At 50.9% G+C, this 2,927-nt stretch carries 2 protein-coding genes; both read right to left on the bottom strand.

Features of this window, described 5'->3' with window-relative positions; genetic code table 11:
- Nucleotides 1–2,249: Rne/Rng family ribonuclease (locus QUB20_RS17820; RefSeq protein WP_333291528.1), on the bottom strand; the 2,249-nt coding region annotated here is incomplete at its 3' end.
- Nucleotides 2,250–2,658: 409 nt separating this feature from the next.
- The gene (locus QUB20_RS17825) at nucleotides 2,659–2,787 is read right to left on the bottom strand and encodes a hypothetical protein (RefSeq protein ID WP_333058298.1); all 129 of its coding nucleotides are present in this window, start codon (nucleotides 2,785–2,787) and stop codon (nucleotides 2,659–2,661) included.
- Nucleotides 2,788–2,927 lie beyond the last annotated feature (140 nt).

The raw sequence follows: 2,927 nt of genomic DNA on the forward strand, positions 1-2,927 counted from the left end.
GGCTCATTGAGTGAGATCGGCTCATTGAGTGAGATCGGCTCATTGAGTGAGATCGGCTCATTGAGTGAGATCGGCTCATTGAGTGAGATCGGCTCCTGGGATTCGTCCATCACATCACTGGGTTCCTCCATCCGATCAAAATCATCAGTTTCGTCGATCAAACTCTCGCCATAAATTTGGACATCATCATCATCATCATCATCATCATCGGCCTCAGAAAAAACAGGCTCAACTACCGACCTTTCTGGATAATAATCCCGTTCCTCATCCTCAACATTCTGGGGAGGCGTCGTCGCTTCAAATTCAAATTCGAGCTGCTCGAAAGGCGGCTTGTTCGGGGCCGCTCCGGGGAGAGTCACCGAAACGATCGCATTCTTAGGATTTTTGACACTGCGATCGGTAAGCACCAAAGGAGAAACCCCCATCAGAGCATAAACATCCTGCTCCTCCGCCGTCATTTCCACCGAAATCACCTCCGGAGGCTCCACCATCGGCTTCATCAACTCAGACTTAGCCGGACGCACACGCTCGAAATCCTCGCGCCTGCCAACAGTAGCCATATTCACCAGCCCGAAGCCCTCCGAAGCCGCCCGGATGCCGGGGGGTGCCAGATACTCAGAGCGCGTATCCGCAACGGGCGCGCTCGAAGTATTCGGCAGTCGCAACTTGCTACGTACCGGTTCCTCCTCCGCCGGGAGAGCAAAAGGCTCTTCGCCAATCCGGCGGCGGCGGCGCCGTCTAGTTCCGTTCCCCAAATCCTGATAGCTGGGATGGTTGAGCAAGTCCAAAGGCGATGCGTTGCTGCCGCTCTCAAAATCCAAACTTTCGCTTTGAGGCTCCCAAGCAGCCCTAGCAGGTTCGGGGGGGCGTTCTTCCCGCACCGGGGCAGTAGTTGCAGCAGCCACAGGCGTCAAGCTGCGGCGTTCCAATCCTTCGGGCAAATTCAACAAAACGCGGTTCGACGTAGCAACAGTGCGATCGCCCGATTCCCGCACCGCTGCGGCGAAGTCTTCTTCCCCCGGCAAGTGCACCAGATGACCCAACCCGCTGCAAGTAGGGCAACTGTGGCCGAACAACTCGTAAATATTTTGACCTTGGCGCTTGCGAGTCAGTTCTACCAGCCCCAATTCCGACAGTTGAGCGATTTGCGGTCGAGCTTTGTCAGCTTTGAGAGCTTTATTGAAATGTTCCAGCACCTGCAACTGATCGCGGCGGGATTCCATGTCAATAAAGTCAACAATAATCACCCCGGCAATATTGCGTAACCGCAGTTGTCTAGCAATTTCCGTGGCTGCTTCGCAATTTGTCCAGAGTACCGTTTCCCTAGCCGTGGCCGATCGAGTAAACGAGCCAGAGTTGACATCAATCACCGTCAGCGCCTCAGTCGGCTCAATAATCACATAACCACCCGAAGGCAAATCAACCCTTGGTCTGAGGGCTTCTCGAATCGCAGCGTTAACCCGGAAAAATTCTAAAATCGAGGCGCGCTCTCGGTGGTGGTCGATCAAAACTCCCGCAGGAAGTTTACCGCCGTTCCAGCTCATCAACTGCTGCTTCACCCGCTTAATTCCATTTTGCGAGTCCACCACAATCCGATTCACGTCACCGCTGAACATATCTCGCAGCACCCGCTGGATAAAATCGTCATCCCGGTTGAGCAGTGCCGGCGCCCGCGAAGTACCGCCTTCGAGTTGAACGGCTTCCCACTGTTTTTGGAGGACTTCCAAATCTTCCATGATCGCTTCTTCGGTCATCCCTTCAGCTTCAGTGCGTACCAGCAGCCCCATCCCGGCCGGTTTCACCAAAATAGCCAGGGCTCTGAGGCGGTTGCGCTCGGCTTCCGACTTGATCCGCCGCGAGAGATTGACTCCCCTGCCGTAGGGCATCAGTACCAAATAGCGGCCGGGCAGGGTAATGTTGCCTGTTAGCCGGGGGCCTTTGCTGCCCGTCGGTTCTTTCATTACCTGTACCACCACTTTCTGCTGGGGGGTCAGGAGTTCTGTAATTGCTCCTGCCGAGCGTTTAAGGCGCAGCGGGCCGAGGTCTGTGACGTGCATAAACCCGTTACGTTCTGGGTCGCCAATATTAACGAATGCCGCATCTATCCCAGGGAGTACATTTTCAACAATTCCCAAGTAAATGTCACTGACTTGGTGGCTGCCTGTGGCTACCACAAGTTCTTGGATTTGATCTTCTGAAAATACGGCAGCAATGCGATGCTGCTCTGCTATAACTATCTGCTTTGTCATTCAATTTCCTCAAAAAACTGGCAGCAAGTTAGAGACACTTACGCACTCATAGTGCCTCTGACTTAGACTGTAATTAGTAGTAGCTTGAAGAGTTATTAGCTGTGAGTTGGTGCAGGGTGGAAAGAAAGTTAACTGTTGACCGTTCACTGTTAACTGTTAACTATTGACTGTTCACTGTTAACTGTTACAGATAAAGTAGTTAAACCCGCCCGTACAGAGTTATGAGTTATGCTCAGCAGATAAATCTGAGAGATAGAAATAAGGAGGCTTTTATCGAGTTAGCAATATTGAGATTTGAGTTGACAATTGCGAAATCAATACTCAAAATTCAACACTTACAACTCTTCCTTTGAACGAGCGCGAATAAATTCATTGACACCGTACTAATTTCTTAACACACAACTTAACACTACGAACTGATAACTCCGCTTGCGTGGTGGTTGAGGGCTGGTTTTGAGGGAAAGTAGGTAGGAGTGAAAGCGTAAGGACTTTTGTTGAATTCTTGTGCGATCGCACTCAACATACCGCAGCTTGGCATTCGACTGCAACCTCCGCCCCTGCCAACCCTAAAACCTAGTCAGTCGATTTTAGATTTTAGATTTTAGATTTTAGATTTACTCCACAGATGAATCTGGGACATTTAACTAGAGTCTAAAATCTAAAATTTTTGGTTCTCCA

Source organism: Microcoleus sp. B4-C2, from assembly GCF_036705265.1.
Lineage (GTDB): Bacteria > Cyanobacteriota > Cyanobacteriia > Cyanobacteriales > Microcoleaceae > Microcoleus.